The organism is Microbulbifer thermotolerans (assembly GCF_001617625.1).
Taxonomy (GTDB): domain Bacteria; phylum Pseudomonadota; class Gammaproteobacteria; order Pseudomonadales; family Cellvibrionaceae; genus Microbulbifer; species Microbulbifer thermotolerans.
Map to the genome: position 1 here is coordinate 3064559 of NZ_CP014864.1, position 14135 is coordinate 3078693.

A 14135-nucleotide genomic window follows, 5' to 3' on the forward strand; every position below is an offset into this window, starting at 1 on the left:
GATCAGCCCATATCGATCGCCGCCAAGGCCTCTGCCAGGGTTTTCACCGGATGCATCTCCATGCCTTCGATATCATTTTTCAGCCGGTTGGCGGCGGGCACAATCGCCTTGCGAAAGCCGTGCTTGGCCGCCTCGCGCAGCCGCTCCTGGCCAGAAGGCACGGGGCGTATCTCTCCGGCCAGGCCCACCTCGCCGAAGACCATCAGGTCGCGCGGCAGCGGCCGGTTGCGAAAGCTGGATACCACAGCCAACAGCAGTGTCAGATCGGCGCTGGTCTCCATCACCTTGACCCCGCCAACCACGTTGATAAATACATCCTGGTCACCGACAAGAATACCGCCGTGGCGGTGCAGGACGGCCAGCAGCATATTCAGACGGTTCTGATCCAGGCCCACGGCGACGCGGCGCGGATTGCCCAGGCTGCTGTCGTCCACCAGTGCCTGCAGTTCCACCAGCAGCGGCCGGGTCCCTTCCCATACGGAAGTCACCACTGAACCCGCCGCAACTTCCTCGGCGCGCTGCAGGAATATCGCCGAGGGATTGGAGACTTCCCTCAGGCCCTGCTCGGTCATCGCGAAGACTCCCAGCTCATTCACTGCGCCGAAGCGGTTCTTGTGCGCGCGCAGGGTGCGAAAGCGGGAATCGTGGGTGGACTCGAGCAGTATCGAGCAGTCGATTATGTGCTCCAGCACTTTGGGTCCGGCGATGCTGCCGTCTTTTGTCACATGACCGACCAGAATCAACGCTGTGCCCGTCTGCTTGGCGAAGCGGGTCAGGTAGGCCGCGCTCTCGCGCACCTGAGCCACGGAGCCGGGGGCCGACTGCACCTCGCTCATATGCATCACCTGGATGGAATCCACCACCATCACCTTCGGCTTGACCTCTTTGGCCACGTGGCAAATGCGCTCCACATCGGTCTCACTGAGCAACTGCAGATGCTCCGCCGGCAACCCCAGACGCTTAGCGCGCATAGCCACCTGCTGCAGCGATTCCTCGCCAGTGATATAGAGCGCGGGCATGGTTCCAGACAATTGGCAGAGGGTCTGCAGCAGTATGGTGGATTTACCGGCGCCGGGATGGCCGCCGATCAACACCACCGATCCCGGCACCAGACCACCGCCCAGCACCCGGTCCAACTCCCCGGCGCCAGTAGGGATACGCGGCAGTTCGCCGAGATCGATTTCGGACAGATTCTGGACCTTGCCACTACCTGCGGCGCCGGCGTAACCGGACTGGGCATCGGTAAAGTTAGCTGCGCGGCTGTCCCTGTGCTCCGGGCCCAGGCGCACCTCACTGAGGCTGTTCCAGGTGCCACAGGCACTGCACTGACCAGCCCACTTGCTATAGTCGGCGCCGCACTCGTTACACACGTAGGCAGTTTTCTGCTTCTTGGCCAAATCTCGCTCCGCATTAATGGGGCACATACTCTGCTATCGCGGGGGAGTGTACCGGAAGCGGACCCGGCTTTCTCCTGCAGGCGCTGCTGCGCCGCCGTGCGGGGAGCTCGCGCACTGGGGCCGGTACACGATAGACCAGGCCCCACCTCAGCGTTTAGTTGCCACTTTCCCGGACAGAAGAATCGATTCGGCCGGCGGAATCGGCTACTCGGCTCAATGCATCGGCCAGTGTCGGGAAGAGCGTGCAACCCCATTGGTCCGGCTTGAATCCGGCTTTCGCCAGCGTTTTCAGAGGCTGATACTGGAAATCCGCCAGATACACCCGGGTATCCGAAGCCGCGCATTTTCCCAGGAAATTAGTGAGTGCGGACAAGCCCCCCGCATCGAGGATGGGCACCGCATCCAGATACACAACAATGCCCCGCTGCCGCTCGCACTGCAGAGACAGCTCGCCGAATACCCGGTCCGCCGCGGCAAAAAAGAGCGGCCCATTGATTTTGAAAACCCGCCACCCCTCCGGGACATCCACATCCACCAGCTTGCGGTTACCGGTCACCTCCGCCACCCGGGTCATCTCCGCCATATTTTTCATAAACAGCAGGGAAGCGAGCACCACACCGGCGGTGATGGCAATCACCATGTCAAACAACACGGTGAGGGAAAAGCACACAGCAAACACCAATACATCGCTGCGCGGCGCCTTTTTGATGAGCTGCACAGCTTTGGGGGCCTCACTCATATTCCACGCGACCACCATCAGGAGCGCGGCCATACTGGCCATCGGCAGATGACCGAGCAGGCGCGACAGAGACACCAGTGCAACCAGCACCACCAGCGCGTGGATCATGGCGGCAATCGGAGTCTGCGCGCCCGCCTTCACATTGGCGGCGGAGCGGGCGATGGCGGCAGTGGCGGTAATACCGCCAAAAAACGGCGTGACCATATTGCCGATCCCCTGGCCTAGGAGTTCGCTGTTCGCACTGTGCTTTTTGCCGGTCATGCCGTCGAGCACCACCGCGCACAACAGAGATTCAATGGCGCCCAGCATGGCGATGGCAAAAGCCGCGGACAGCAGATCCCCCGCCAGCTGCCAGCTGAAGACCAGCGGTGTCTCCCCGGGCTGAGTGCGCCCCCAGGGCCATTGAAAGTCCGGCAGCACCGGGGGAATGCCCGCTCCGGAAATACCGTCCGCCAGGGAATAGCTGAAGGTGGACCCCACGGTTGGAACATCCTGACCCATCCGGTTCAACGCCAGAGCAACCATGGTACCCACCAGTACTGCGGGCAGGTGTGGCGGCAGCGGCGTTTTCAGGCGCGGCCAGACCAGCATTACCGCCAATGTCGCCAGGCCGACAGTGAGGCTGGGCGATGAAAAGGCGGGCATGGCCTCCATCAGGGTCAGCATCTTGCCGGTAAAGTGCTCCGGCATTTCCGCAACAGGAAGCCCCATAAAATCCTTCAATTGCAAAGTGGCGATCACCACCGCAATGCCCCCGGTGAACCCCAGGGTGACCGATTCGGGGATGTATTCGATATAACGCCCCAGCCGCATCAGGGCCAACAGCAACTGCATGGCTCCCGCCAACACACTGGCGATCAGCAGACCGGCAAGGCCGTACTGCTGAACCACCGGAGCCAGAATCACCACAAAGGCCGCCGTGGGCCCCGATACGCTGTAGCGCGAACCGCCCAGCAGCGGAATCAGGAAGCCAGCGACAAAAGCGCTGTAAAGACCGTACTGCGGCGCCACGCCACAGGCGATGGCCAGCGCCATGGCCAGAGGTATGGCGATAATGCCGACGGTAACACCGGCGATTAGATCCTTGGCGAAAGTCCGCCTGTCATAGGAATGCTCACCCAGCGCATCCCGTAGGGCGTGGGCGACTCTAAGAGAAAGCAGATGCTTGCGGTGCGCCATAGTTGCGGTTCAAACCCGTGGAGAGCAATGTGAAGGGAAGATTTATGCGCATTATCCTCTCATTTAAAGCATCTTCAATGTTAATATGATTAACATGTATAACTCATAAGAGAGAAAACGAGAGGTTCCCCCATGGAAAACCGCACAGCCCGGCTGACACTGTTGATCGACCCCAAGAAGAAGGCGGTATTCGAAAAACTGTGTGCGCAGGAAGACGTTACCCCGTCGCAGAAAGTCCGGCAGTTTATTCGCGAGTATATCGAGGAGCAGCTGGGGGCCGACTGGAAAAAGCAGGTGTTCGGCCAGGATAGTGAGGGAGCCACTAATTAAGGAACCTCTGATTAATTCGCTTCCTGACGGTAAAAACTCTTTGGAGCCAGATGAGAAGCTCAGGTGATAGGAGGGCCATTTCGAAACCGTCGGATACAGGGATGTATCCGTCGGAGCTACAGGGAAGTACTCGTGCGTTTTCGAAATGGCCCTCCTATTGCCTGAGCGCCCCAGAAGCTACCAAAGAGTTCACGCGAATTAATCAGAGGTTCCTTAATTCTCTCCCAAAGAGGAAAGAGACTCCGAGCCCGGGAGACGGGAAAGAAGCTCAAGTGATGTGATAGGCCAGCGGATACAAGAGCGTATCCGACGGAGCTACAGGGAAGTACCTGTGCGTTTTCGAAATTCCCATCCCATCAATTGGTAACGATAACCGGCGTACCCACCGGCGCATAGCGGTAAAACTTCTGCGCCATATGCCGCGGCATCCGCACACAACCGTGGGAGGCGGGATAGCTGGGCACATTACCGGATGCGTGGAAGCCGATACCGCCGTTGAAACGGATAAAGTAATCCATCTTGGCACCGCGATAATAGGTGCCCGGCGGGCGGCGATGCTTGCGGGTATCCACATCCGCGCGCACTACCCGATGGGTATTCCTGTCCACATAACTGCCGTAGAGGGTGGACCTGTGTTTAAGCTTCTTGCCCCTGACCTTGTAATGCCCCTTCGGCGTTCTGTAGCCGGCCTTGCCGGAGGAAATCCGGGACACCCCCACCAACTTCTTGCCTTTGTAGAAATAGGCCCGCTGTTCACCGAGAGAAACGCGGATGGAAGCAGCTCCTGAGCTGTTGGCCGCGGCCGCCTCGTCGAACCAATTCTCCGGCGCTGCGCTGGCCGCTGTCGCCATTAACGCAGCGAGGCACATCGCCAGAGCGGTGAGATATTGCCTGTACTGCCGTATCGGGTGCATAAACACTCCTCCCGCACTGGCCAGCATAGTGTCGCCCAACCCGCATTCCTACATCCCTAGAGTTGCGCCGACAGGGACCAGCTCATAAACTGCACCCGCCTTAATTTCAAAGTCACTGCCATGCCCGTCCGATTCACCCGCACACTGCTGCTGGTACTGCTACTGGCCCTCAACGGCCAGGCGCTGGCGGCGGGCTGTGACGCCGAAGCCAGCGGGAAAATGCCCATGCCGATGGACATGCAGGGCGATCACCAGTCCCACTGCTCACCCGCTGCCAACGGCGATTGCGAAGCGCACAGCGGTAACTGCGACCAAAGCTGCGGTTGCTGCCCCGGCCACTGCGCCAGCGCACTGCCCGCAGGTGACAACAGAGCAGTAGCCCCTGCCGGAAATATCCAGGCCACCGCCTATCGCGAATTCAGCTCCTCCCCCGAACCCGAAGCGGCTCTGCGTCCCCCGATTCACAGCTGATGCGGGATCAGTGCGCCCGGCGCATTCCCCAGCCGATTGACAATCCGCGCGCATAAACAGCGCGCGACCATCATCTGTGGAAAAGAGTTGAAATCATGTACCGCAAACTGTTTGCCGCCGGCCTGCTGTTGCTGGCTCTGACCTCTTGTGCCGAAGAAAAAAAACCGGCCGTCGAAGACATTCCGCTGACCACGTACAAGTCCGCCAGCTGCGGTTGCTGCACACTGTGGATTGACCACGCCCGAGACAATGGCTTTGCCGTGACCGCCATGGACGTCGACGACCTCAACGGGGTGAAAAATCGTCACGGTATCGACCCGCGTTTCCAATCCTGTCACACCAGCGTATCGCCCGAGGGCTATATATTCGAAGGACATATCCCCGCCAAACTGGTGCGGCGCTTTCTGCAAAATCCACCCGAGGGCGCCAAAGGTCTGGCGGTGCCGGCCATGCCACCGGGCAGCCCGGGCATGGAAATGGGCGATCGCTTCGTGCCTTACCAGGTACTGCAAATCAATGCCGATGGCAGCCACAGTGTCTACGCCGAAATCAATACGGCCGACCAGCAGTACTGAGGGAACAGAATGAACAAAATCAGGAACTGCCGGCGGCAGCTGTTCTCACCCGGCCGCCGGACCTTCATTACCGGTGTGGCCGCCAGCACTGCGTTGCTGGGCTTGCCCGCCGGGCTCAAGGCACGCACACCGCGAGCAGGTAGCGCCCTAGAGACATTGCGCGGCAACCGCTTCGACCTGCATATCGGCTATCAGCCGGTGAATTTCACCGGCCGCAAGCGCACCGCGGTGACCGTCAACGGCAGCCTGCCCGGCCCAGTGTTGCGCTGGAGGGAGGGGGACACAGTCACGCTGAATGTCACCAATCATTTGGCGCACGACTCCTCCATTCACTGGCACGGCGTGATTCTGCCAAGCCATATGGACGGCGTTCCCGGGCTCAGTTTCAGCGGCATCAAACCCGGCGAGACGTTTAGCTACCAGTTCCAGGTCAGCCAGAGCGGCACCTACTGGTATCACAGTCACTCGGACTTCCAGGAACAGCAGGGCCTCTACGGCAGCATCGTGATAGACCCGGCCGAACCAGACCCGGTGGCCTATGACCGAGACTATGTGGTGTTGCTGTCCGACTGGAGCGACGAAACACCCCACAATATCTATTCCAAGCTGAAAAAAGAGGGGCACTACTACAACCTGCGCCGCCGCACTGCCGGCGACCTGTGGCGGGAGATCCGGGACAAAGGGCTGGCGGCCACCTGGCGCGAGCGAGAGATGTGGAACCTGATGCGCATGTCGGACCGCGACATTTCCGATGTAACCGGCCGCACCTACACCTATCTGATGAACGGACAAACCCCGGACGACAATTGGACAGCATTGTTCAAGCGGGGCGAAAAAATCCGCCTGCGCTTTATCAATGCCGCCGCCATGTCGATCTTCGATATCCGTATCCCCGGCCTGAAAATGAAAGTCGTCGCCAGCGACGGCCAGAATATAGAGCCGGTCACCGTGGACGAATTCCGTATCGGCGTGGCCGAAACCTACGATGTCGTGGTCGAACCCGAGGCGGACACCGCCTATACGCTGTTTGCGCAAACCATCGACCGCAGCGGCTTCGCCCGCGGCACCTTGACCTCAGACTTGAGCCTGACTGCGCCGGTGCCCGCCATGGACTACGCGCCGGTACTCACCCACCGCGATATGGGTATGGCGCACGGTTCGAGCGATATGAACCACACCCAACATCCGATGAACGGCATGGATCACGCCCGGCACGGTATGGAACACAACCGGCACCAAATGGGCGGCACTGACCACACAGGGCACACTGCTGCCAGTGGCTACAGCCTGCACGGCGACCGCCCGGAACTGGGCGGTATGCAGGGCGTCTGGTACACGGGAAACCTGGGGCGCGCCGGCTTCGGCAGCCACAGCCCAGTGGTGCACCTGCCGAGCGAATACCGCTACACGGTAGATATGCGATCAGAACAGCCGATGAACGGCCTGCGTGACCCCGGTGTAGGACTGCGAGACCACATGCAGCGCTATGGCCGGCGGGTACTGAACTACGGCGATATCCGCAACCTCACCCCCACCATCGACAAACGCGAGCCCTCGCGGGAACTCCAACTCCACCTTACCGGCAATATGGAGCGTTACCTCTGGGGTATGGATGGCATTCCATTTAACGAGTCAGCGCCGCTGATGCTGAACTACGGCGAGCGCATCCGTATCACGCTGGTCAACGACACCATGATGACCCACCCCATCCACCTGCACGGTATGTGGAGTGAACTGGAGACAGAAGAACCGGACTACATACCGCGCAAACACACGGTACTCGTGCAACCGGGTTCCCAAATCAGCTACCTGGTGACTGCCAATGCTTACGGCCGCTGGGCCTACCACTGCCACCTGCTGTACCACATGCCCGGCATGTTCCGCGAAGTACGCGTCGTTTAAGGAGGGGAGGCAATGAAAAAGCGATTGATCAGCAATGCCGTGCTCGCGGCTCTCTCCAGCACGGCCGCCGCTGAGCCCGCATACCAGAGCGCTCTCACACCGGACCATGTAATGGACCACAACACGCTCTTGACCACGGTCAGCGTGGACCGATTGGAAGCGCGCGGGGACCAGGGCAGCGCACTCAGGGGCGATATCCGCTTCGGCGGCGACCGCGACAAGCTGTGGCTAAAGGGCGACTTGAATCGCGAGGAGAACAGCACCGAAAACGCCGAGCTGCAACTACTCTACAGCCGCGCGGTTGCACCCTATTGGGACCTGCAGATAGGAATGCGCCACGATTTCAGGCTGGGAAACGGACCGAGCGAGAACTGGGGAGTAATCGGTTTCCAGGGGCTGGCCCCTTATTTTTTTGAAGTGGAGTCAGCGCTGTTCGCAAGTGATGGCGGCGATATCGGCATGCGCATCGGCGCCGAGTACGAACTGCTGTTTACCCAGCGCCTGATACTGAGCCCGGAAATAGAACTGGATTTCTATGGCCAGAACGACAGGGACAACGAAACCGCCGCGGGCCTCTCGGAAATGGAAGCCGGTCTGCGCCTGCGCTACGAATTCACGCGCCAGTTTGCCCCTTATATCGGCATACACCACGAGCGTAAGTTCGGCCGCGCCGCCGATTTCGCCCGCGAAGATGGCCGGGAATCCCGAGAAACCACCTGGGTAATGGGCCTCAGCGTCTGGTTCTGATACTGGATACCAGCGTTTTTACATCTGATGAATTCGCTCGCGAGGTTTAAGGAACCCTGATTAATTCGCGTGAACACTATGGTAGCTTCCGGGGCGCTCAGGCAATAGGATGGACATTACGAAAACGCACAAGTACTTCCCTGTAGCTCCGACGGATACATCCCTGTATCCGACGGTTTCGAAATGCCCGTCCTATCACCTGAGCTTCACATCCGCCCCCGAAGCGCCTCTGCCACCAGAAAGTGACTTAATCAGAGGTTCCTTAAAAATACTCCGCCTCCGAATCTTCTGAAGCGCTCGCGCAAATTCATCAGCGGTTCTCTATGTCACCACCAGAGTTCCGCGATACATACGCATCTGGCAGGTAAACTCATACTCCCCTGCCGTCAGGGGCGGCAGGGATACGGCTGTCTCACGCCCGACAGCCAGTTGCGCGCTGATATCCAAATCCGCAAACACCACATATTCGGCGCAGGGGCTGGGGTCTTCGCGCAGAAAGCGCAACTCGGTTTCCCTCCCCGCAGCTACCCGGATGCACCCCGGCTCATAAATACCATCTCTAACTACTATCAATGCGGCGGCTTCCGCAGCCTTATCGGCAGCCGGGCTGCGCTTCAGCAACTGAAACCACCAGACAATAGCCGCGATCAGCGCCAGTCCACTCAGATTGACGAGCAAGCTCATACGGTCACCTCCGAGGGCTTAAACAAACGCAGGCGATTGGCATTGCTGACCACCGTCAGCGAAGACAGGGCCATGGCCCCACCGGCAATCACCGGGCTCAGCAAACTGCCGGTCAGCGGATACAGAACTCCCGCCGCAATGGGAATTCCCAGGGTGTTATAGATAAAGGCGCCGAACAGGTTTTGCTTGATATTGCGCAGCGTCGCCCGCGACAGCTCGATCGCATCCGCCACCCCGTGCAGCGAGGAGCGCATCAGGGTGATATCGCCGGTTTCAATGGCCACATCGGTACCGGCACCTATGGCGAAGCCCACTTCGGCCCGCGCCAGCGCCGGGGCGTCGTTGATGCCGTCGCCGACCATCCCCACCAGCCTTCGATCGGCCTGCAAGTCGCCGACAATACGCGCCTTGTCCTCCGGCAGCAGATCCGCGTAGACCCGATCGATTCCCAGCTGCGCAGCTACCGCCTCCGCCGCAGCGCGGTTGTCACCGGTGAGCATCTGGATTTCCAGGCCGAGTTTTTTGAGCCTTTGTATCGCCAGTTTCGCATCTTCGCGCAGGGGGTCCGCCACTGCGATCAGTCCCGCGGCCTCGCCGTCTACAGCCGCGAACATCACCGTGCGCCCCTGGGCGGCGAGCGTTTCCGCGGTCTCCCGCCAGCGGTCGATATCGATATTTTTGCGCTGCATCAGTTTGCCGTTGCCGAGTAACACGGCGCGGCCATCCACAGTACCGGAAACACCGTGAGCGGTAATGGACTCGAAATCCTGCACCTCACCGGGATTGATTCCGCGTTCCCGGGCCGCAGCCACAATGGCTGCCGCCAGCGGATGCTCGGACGCCTGCTCAAGGCCCGCCAGCAAACGCAACAGCTCCCGCTCATCGCCGTCCGCCTGCAGATCGGTAACCCTGGGCGCCCCCTCGGTGAGCGTGCCCGTTTTGTCGACCACCAGGACATTCAATTTACCCGCCTGCTGCAACGCCTTGCCATTGCGCACCAGCACACCGTGCTCGGCGCCCAGGCCCACGCCCACCATCACCGACATGGGCGTGGCCAATCCCAGTGCGCAGGGGCAGGCAATTATCAGCACTGCGGTGGCTACCACCAGCATATGCGCGACTTTCGGCTCCGGCCCCCAGTTAAACCAGGCGAGCGCTGCCAGCACCGCGACAATCATCACCACTGGCACGAATACCGCGGCAATGCGGTCTGCGAGGCGGGCGATGGGCACACGGGAATTCTGTGCGCGCTTCACCATCTCGATAATCTGCGCCAGGCGGGTTTCGGCGCCGACCTTTTCAGCGACAAATAACAGGCTGCCGTTCTTGTTCAAAGTACCGGCGGACAAGGCATCACCGGCAGTTTTCCGCACCGGCAACGGCTCACCGGAAAGCATGGACTCGTCCACCAGGCTATCGCCTTCCACCACTCTGCCATCCACAGGTATCTTCTCTCCGGGCCGTACTCGCAGGCGGTCGCCCGGCTGCACCGCATCCACCGGGACATCCAATTCTTCACCATCCCGCAATACGCGCGCCTTGGTCTCCTGCAGCGACAGCAACTTCTCCACTGCCGCGCTGGTTTTGCCGCGCGCGCGCAGCTCCAAAGCCTGCCCCAGGTTGATCAGGCCGATAATCATCGCACTGGCCTCGAAGTAAACGTGCCGCGCCACTTCCGGCAGCAATTGCGGCGCCACGACGACCAGGGAGGAAAAGGCCCAGGCGGTGCCTGTGCCCAGCGCAATCAGCGTATCCATACTGGCGTTGTGGTGACGGAACGCCTTCCAGGCCCCGGTGAAATAGTGCCCCCCGCAGTAAACCAGCACTGCCAGCGTGGCCAGCCCCACCAGCCCCCAGGCCAGCTGCTGCCCCAGACTGTGTACCGACATCTCACCGGTCACCAGCCCCCAGATCATCAGCGGCAAACCCAGCCCCAGCGCCAGCCCAGAGCGCCACAGCAGATCGCGGTAGTGCGCCCGGTCCGCGGCACGCTGCTGCTCGCGCAACTCGCGTTCGCTGACCGTTGCCAGTTCAGCGCCGTAGCCGGCGTTTTCTATGGCACGGATACAAGTATCTGCGCTCACACTGCCCCGAACCGAGAGCGTCTTGTCCGCCAGATTGACCCTCGCCTCGGCCACACCGGGCACCTGCTGCAGGGCGCGCTCTATCTTGTTGACGCAGCCGGCGCAGGAAGCCCCCCTCAGGCGGAACAGCTGCGCCGGGGATCCAGCCCCTTCTTTCATGTCACTCTCCATCAGCATTGCTAAGGAACCACTGATTAAGTCGCTTCGTGGCGGTAAAGATGTTTTGAAACCCGAAAAAACTCATATGTGAATTAATCAGGGGTTCCCTAAGGGATCTCTGTTGTCAGGCAAGTTAAAAGCTTCCCCCAAGGGCAGGGCAAGTAAAACTTTGCAGCGACAGTGGATCTCACCTGCCCCGCAGCTGGCGAGCCATTGTAAGCGGACCAGAGGAGCGCGCAGCGGATACACAGGAGTGCTAGAATCGCGCCATGAAACACCCCCTGCTCCCCGAAAGACCCCTTTGCATCTCCCCTACTCTGGCCGCCACCCTCGGCCTGGAGGAAGCAGTATTGCTGACCGCGCTCGGGGACCTGCTGCCTTTCCTGCCTCTGGAGCACCGCTCCGGGCACAACTGGTACACGGCGGACGGAGAACAGCTCAACCAGCTTCTCCCCTTCTGGCAGCCGGCGGATATTCAGCGGGTGGCCACCAGCCTCCGCAACCAAGGCGCCCTTCTGCTGGCCGCCGCGCCCTACGGCAGCAGTGAGCTTCTTAAATTCGCCCTGCCCCTCGGCACCGCCCGCCCGGACCCTCGCTTTACCCCCGCGACGGAGCGCAACGCCAACACCATAGGCCCCAACTGGCAGCCGGATGCCGAGACCATGGCGCGCATCGCCCAGCTGGGCGTACCGGATCACTTCGCCCGCGAACAGCTGCCGGAATTCGTTACCTACTGGCGCGAACGGGGCGAGCCGCGCCACTCTTTCGGCTCCCTGTTCGTTAAACAGGTCAAGAGCAAGTGGGAGGCCTACCGGGCCACCGCGCAGCGCAAGCAGCCCTTGCCGGAAAACTGGCGCCCCGGCCAAGAGACACTGCGCAAACTCTCCGACGAAGGTGTACCGAGCACCTTTGTGCAGCGGGCCCTGCAACGCTTTCTCGACTACCACCACTCCAGCGGCAAACAATCCATCTCCTGGGACCTGGAATTTAACGACTGGGTGATGGAAGACTGGGAAAATCAAGACGCGCCCTTTATTGAGAAGCGCAAACCCCAGCCCATGACCCGCGACTGGCAACCCAGCGAGCACACCTGGGAACAGCTCAAGCGCCTGGCGATCAACCCCGACTTCGCCGCCGAACTGCTGCCGGAATTTATCTACAAATGGCTCGAGCGCGGCGGTCACAGCGCCCGCTGGGGAGAGCAATTTATCCAGTACGCGCGCGAGGAGTGGGCCTACTACTGTCAGGGCATCGAGAAAAACCCGGTGGCCAAGCCCCTGCCGCGGAACTGGCAGCCGAGCCCAGACTGCTTGAGCCACCTGATCAACCAGTGTGAAATAGACCGCGATTTCGCCCTCTCCCTGGTGCCTGAATTTATTCTTTACTGGCGCGGACAGAACGCCGCGCGCAAAAGCTGGGACGCCGTCTTCGTGCGTCACGCTCGCCACCAGTGGGCCGAGCGCAACAAGCTGGCAATAGGAAATTCTTATGGCAAGCCACAAGACACCACCCGCCCGACCAACCAACGCACCCGCGACCGGTCAATCGGCGACATACTCACAGACACAGACTGGTAGTCCCGAACTGAACGAGATGAAGCGCGCCATCAACGAAGTCTTCGCGCTCTTCAAGCTGAACTACCACAACCAGTTCAGCGCCGCCTTCCCGGACACCGAAACCCTGCACCACGCCAAACGCCTGTGGCTGGAAGCACTGGCCGCCTTCAGCCCGCAGGAAATCATGGCCGGTGCCAAGCGCGCGATACTGCAGAGCGAATACCTGCCTACAGTGCACAAGATGCTCACTCTGTGCGCCGCCGGAGAAAACGGCCTGCCCGACGCCCGCGCCGCCTATCGCGAAGCCTGTAACGCACCCAGCCCCAGGGCCAACTACAACTGGAGCCACCCGGCGGTCTACCACGCCGGGCGCGAGACCGGCTGGTTTTTTCTCGCCAGCAATTCGGAGTCGATCGCCTATCCGGTATTTGCCGAGCACTACCGCAAGCTCTGCGCGCGGGTACTGGAGGGCGAAAAGCTGCCGGTGCCCGAACAGCTACAACTGGAAGAAAAACCCGGGAAACCCCTATCCAAGGAAGAAAATGCGAAGAAGCTCGCAGAGCTGCGGGCCGAACTCGATATTTAATGATCCGCAGCAACTGTACACAATCGCTCCGGCAAAACTTCATCAACCACTGGAAATGCAGTAAAAATCCCGTCTAAAACCCAAAAGCAGGTAACGCCATGAAGCGGCCAAACGTTCTGCTAGCGGTATTTTTCCTAGTCGCCTGTGCCCAAACACAGGCCGATTTCTACTCCCATAAATACGGCGGTATCGGCTACGGCAATACGGAATTACAAGGTTTCTGCAACGGCGCCGCAGTATTTGTACGAAACCTGAACTCTTCCGGGCAGACTGCCAGCGCCAGCGCCTGCGGTGAGAAGGGCGACAGCTGGAAAATCTATACCGGCTGGCGCTGGACCCCATATATGGCGGTGGAAGCCAGCTACCAGCAGCTGGCAAAAGCCGACCTGGACTTCCGCATCGATGCCACCAACGGCGAGTTCCTACAGTTTGAAGACAGGATCAAAACCCACCTGCTCAACGCCTTTATCGTCGGTCACTGCCCCCTGTTCGAGGGGCTCAGTCTGTTCGGCAAACTGGGCGGCGGCCTGTGGAGCGCCGAGCTGTCGGAACGCCAGTCCGGGCAGCTGTTATTCGCCTACCCGGTCGCAGAGGACGAAGTGGAGACGCGGCTGGAGGAAGTCAGCGGCAAAGCCTACGACAGCGACAACGGCTTTCACTGGGGATATGGGTTCGGCATCGACTACCGCTACCGTAACAAATGGACGCTGCGCGCCGAGTGGGAATCCTTTACCGAAGTCGGCAGCGACAGTTTCCGCAGCGACTTCGATGCACAAAGCGCCACCCTCGGCTGGAGTATGCACTTCTGAATG

Annotated in this window: 13 protein-coding genes; 8 read left to right on the top strand and 5 right to left on the bottom strand. The window is 60.4% G+C overall.

What is annotated here, in order from left to right; genetic code table 11:
• Positions 1 to 2: 2 nt before the first annotated feature.
• Together radA and dauA are read right to left on the bottom strand one after the other, a co-directional pair.
• On the bottom strand, positions 3 to 1397 hold the full coding sequence (gene radA / locus A3224_RS12755) for a DNA repair protein RadA (RefSeq protein ID WP_407939253.1): 1395 nt from the start codon (positions 1395 to 1397) through the stop codon (positions 3 to 5).
• Between the two features lie 154 nt (positions 1398 to 1551).
• Positions 1552 to 3315: a C4-dicarboxylic acid transporter DauA gene (gene dauA, locus A3224_RS12760; protein WP_067155323.1), complete on the bottom strand. Its 1764-nt coding sequence runs from the start codon at positions 3313 to 3315 to the stop codon at positions 1552 to 1554.
• Positions 3316 to 3447: 132 nt separating this feature from the next.
• Between dauA and A3224_RS12765 the strand changes: the two genes are divergently transcribed.
• Positions 3448 to 3645: a CopG family transcriptional regulator gene (locus A3224_RS12765; protein ID WP_067155326.1), complete on the top strand. Its 198-nt coding sequence runs from the start codon at positions 3448 to 3450 to the stop codon at positions 3643 to 3645.
• 356 nt (positions 3646 to 4001) lie between these two features.
• Here the strand turns inward: A3224_RS12765 and A3224_RS12770 are convergent, their stop codons facing one another.
• Positions 4002 to 4559: a L,D-transpeptidase family protein gene (locus A3224_RS12770; protein WP_231902386.1), complete on the bottom strand. Its 558-nt coding sequence runs from the start codon at positions 4557 to 4559 to the stop codon at positions 4002 to 4004.
• 120 nt (positions 4560 to 4679) lie between these two features.
• On the opposite strand from A3224_RS12770, the gene A3224_RS12775 reads away from it, so the two are divergent.
• The 4 genes from A3224_RS12775 (at position 4680) to A3224_RS12790 (ending at position 8254) form a co-directional block, all read left to right on the top strand.
• Positions 4680 to 5030 carry a hypothetical protein gene (locus tag A3224_RS12775; RefSeq protein WP_067155328.1) on the top strand — a complete coding sequence of 117 codons (351 nt, stop codon included), beginning with the start codon at positions 4680 to 4682 and terminating at the stop codon, positions 5028 to 5030.
• A gap of 95 nt (positions 5031 to 5125) precedes the next feature.
• Entirely contained in the window at positions 5126 to 5605 is a 480-nt protein-coding gene (locus A3224_RS12780) for a DUF411 domain-containing protein (RefSeq protein WP_067155331.1), read from the top strand.
• A 9-nt stretch (positions 5606 to 5614) separates the two neighbouring features.
• The gene (locus A3224_RS12785; RefSeq protein ID WP_067155334.1) at positions 5615 to 7507 is read left to right on the top strand and encodes a copper resistance system multicopper oxidase; all 1893 of its coding nucleotides are present in this window, start codon (positions 5615 to 5617) and stop codon (positions 7505 to 7507) included.
• Positions 7508 to 7519: 12 nt separating this feature from the next.
• A complete protein-coding gene (locus tag A3224_RS12790; RefSeq protein WP_074902806.1) occupies positions 7520 to 8254 on the top strand; it encodes a copper resistance protein B in 735 nt (244 codons plus the stop codon).
• A gap of 321 nt (positions 8255 to 8575) precedes the next feature.
• Here A3224_RS12790 and A3224_RS12795 read toward each other — a convergent pair whose 3' ends face one another.
• Both A3224_RS12795 and A3224_RS12800 read right to left on the bottom strand, forming a co-directional pair.
• A complete protein-coding gene (locus tag A3224_RS12795; RefSeq protein WP_067155337.1) occupies positions 8576 to 8938 on the bottom strand; it encodes a cupredoxin domain-containing protein in 363 nt (120 codons plus the stop codon).
• Complete coding sequence (locus A3224_RS12800) at positions 8935 to 11181, bottom strand: heavy metal translocating P-type ATPase (RefSeq protein ID WP_067157984.1); 2247 nt, start codon at positions 11179 to 11181, stop codon at positions 8935 to 8937. Before A3224_RS12800 ends, A3224_RS12795 begins: the two co-directional genes overlap by 4 nt.
• Positions 11182 to 11450: 269 nt before the next feature.
• On the opposite strand from A3224_RS12800, the gene A3224_RS12805 reads away from it, so the two are divergent.
• The 3 genes from A3224_RS12805 (at position 11451) to A3224_RS12815 (ending at position 14132) form a co-directional block, all read left to right on the top strand.
• Complete coding sequence (locus tag A3224_RS12805) at positions 11451 to 12758, top strand: DnaT-like ssDNA-binding domain-containing protein (RefSeq protein WP_067155341.1); 1308 nt, start codon at positions 11451 to 11453, stop codon at positions 12756 to 12758.
• Positions 12759 to 12774: 16 nt separating this feature from the next.
• A complete protein-coding gene (locus A3224_RS12810) occupies positions 12775 to 13323 on the top strand; it encodes a replication protein P (RefSeq protein WP_231902387.1) in 549 nt (182 codons plus the stop codon).
• A 98-nt stretch (positions 13324 to 13421) separates the two neighbouring features.
• Entirely contained in the window at positions 13422 to 14132 is a 711-nt protein-coding gene (locus tag A3224_RS12815) for an outer membrane beta-barrel protein (RefSeq protein WP_067155347.1), read from the top strand.
• Positions 14133 to 14135: the final 3 nt, after the last annotated feature.

Bases quoted from the DNA above. Each gene is read 5' to 3' on its own strand.
- dauA (WP_067155323.1), bottom strand. From the start codon at position 3,315: ATGGCGCACCGCAAGCATCTGCTTTCTCTTAGAGTCGCCCACGCCCTA.
- A3224_RS12800 (WP_067157984.1), bottom strand. From the start codon at position 11,181: ATGAAAGAAGGGGCTGGATCCCCGGCGCAGCTGTTCCGCCTGAGGGGG.
- A3224_RS12790 (WP_074902806.1), top strand. From the start codon at position 7,520: ATGAAAAAGCGATTGATCAGCAATGCCGTGCTCGCGGCTCTCTCCAGC.
- A3224_RS12785 (WP_067155334.1), top strand. From the start codon at position 5,615: ATGAACAAAATCAGGAACTGCCGGCGGCAGCTGTTCTCACCCGGCCGC.
- A3224_RS12765 (WP_067155326.1), top strand. From the start codon at position 3,448: ATGGAAAACCGCACAGCCCGGCTGACACTGTTGATCGACCCCAAGAAG.
- A3224_RS12805 (WP_067155341.1), top strand. From the start codon at position 11,451: ATGAAACACCCCCTGCTCCCCGAAAGACCCCTTTGCATCTCCCCTACT.
- A3224_RS12775 (WP_067155328.1), top strand. From the start codon at position 4,680: ATGCCCGTCCGATTCACCCGCACACTGCTGCTGGTACTGCTACTGGCC.
- A3224_RS12810 (WP_231902387.1), top strand. From the start codon at position 12,775: ATGAAGCGCGCCATCAACGAAGTCTTCGCGCTCTTCAAGCTGAACTAC.
- A3224_RS12780 (WP_067155331.1), top strand. From the start codon at position 5,126: ATGTACCGCAAACTGTTTGCCGCCGGCCTGCTGTTGCTGGCTCTGACC.
- A3224_RS12795 (WP_067155337.1), bottom strand. From the start codon at position 8,938: ATGAGCTTGCTCGTCAATCTGAGTGGACTGGCGCTGATCGCGGCTATT.
- A3224_RS12770 (WP_231902386.1), bottom strand. From the start codon at position 4,559: ATGCACCCGATACGGCAGTACAGGCAATATCTCACCGCTCTGGCGATG.
- A3224_RS12815 (WP_067155347.1), top strand. From the start codon at position 13,422: ATGAAGCGGCCAAACGTTCTGCTAGCGGTATTTTTCCTAGTCGCCTGT.